This window comes from Pseudomonas sp. 43mfcvi1.1 (assembly GCF_900115935.1).
Classification (GTDB): Bacteria; Pseudomonadota; Gammaproteobacteria; order Pseudomonadales; family Pseudomonadaceae; genus Aquipseudomonas; species Aquipseudomonas bijieensis.
In genome coordinates this window covers 1-1158 of sequence record NZ_UETT01000036.1, presented here as the reverse complement: position 1 = coordinate 1158, position 1158 = coordinate 1, and the positions used below count along the sequence as shown (strand labels likewise).

Sequence of the window (1158 nt, the reverse complement as noted above, 5' to 3'; positions counted from 1 at the left end):
CCCGGCACCATCGCGCTGTTCGGCTGCTTCCTGATCATGATCATCATCCTCGCGGTGCTGGCGCTGATCGTGGTCAAGGCCCTGGCCGAGAGCCCGTGGGGCATCTTCACGGTGATGGCGACCATCCCGATCGCGATGTTCATGGGCCTCTACATGCGCTACATCCGCCCGGGCCGCATCGGCGAGATCTCGCTCATCGGCGTGCTGTTGCTGCTGGGCTCGATCTGGCTGGGCGGGCAGATCGCCGCCGACCCGGTCTGGGCCAAGGCCTTCACCTTCACCGGGATCCAGATCACCTGGATGCTGATCGGCTACGGTTTTGTCGCGGCGGTACTGCCGGTGTGGCTGATCCTGGCGCCGCGGGACTACCTGTCGACCTTCCTCAAGATCGGCACCATCGTCGCCCTGGCCATCGGTATCCTGGTGACCATGCCCGAGCTGAAAATGCCGGCGTTGACCCAGTTCACCGACGGCACCGGGCCGGTGTGGAAGGGCGGGCTGTTCCCGTTCCTGTTCATCACCATCGCCTGCGGCGCGGTCTCGGGCTTCCATGCGCTGATCTCCTCGGGCACCACGCCCAAGCTGCTGGATAACGAAACCAACGCCCGCTACATCGGTTACGGCGGCATGTTGATGGAATCCTTCGTGGCGATCATGGCCATGGTCGCCGCGTCGGTGATCGAGCCAGGCGTGTACTTCGCCATGAACAGCCCGGCGGCGATCGTCGGCGGTGACGTGGTGGCCGTGGCCCAGACTGTCAGCAGTTGGGGCTTCGCCATCACGCCAGAGGCGCTGCAAGCAGTGGCCAAGGACATCGGCGAGACCACCGTGCTGGCCCGTGCCGGCGGTGCGCCGACCCTGGCGGTGGGGATCGCACAGATCCTGCACTCGGTGCTGCCGGGTGAAAACACCATGGCGTTCTGGTACCACTTCGCGATCCTGTTCGAGGCGCTGTTCATCCTCACGGCGGTGGACGCCGGCACCCGTGCCGGGCGGTTCATGCTGCAGGATCTGCTCGGCTCGTTCGTGCCTTCGCTCAAACGTACCGAATCCTGGCCGGCCAACCTGATCGCCACCGCCGGTTGCGTGGCGCTGTGGGGCTACCTGCTGTACCAGGGCGTGATCGATCCGCTGGGCGGCATCAACACCTTGTGGCCG

General features: G+C 65.5%; 1 protein-coding gene. It reads left to right on the top strand.

The genetic code is table 11. The features are described 5' to 3' along the window. On the top strand, positions 1–1158 hold a 1158-nt coding region (locus tag DTP52_RS30990), incomplete at both ends, for a carbon starvation CstA family protein (RefSeq protein ID WP_305887901.1).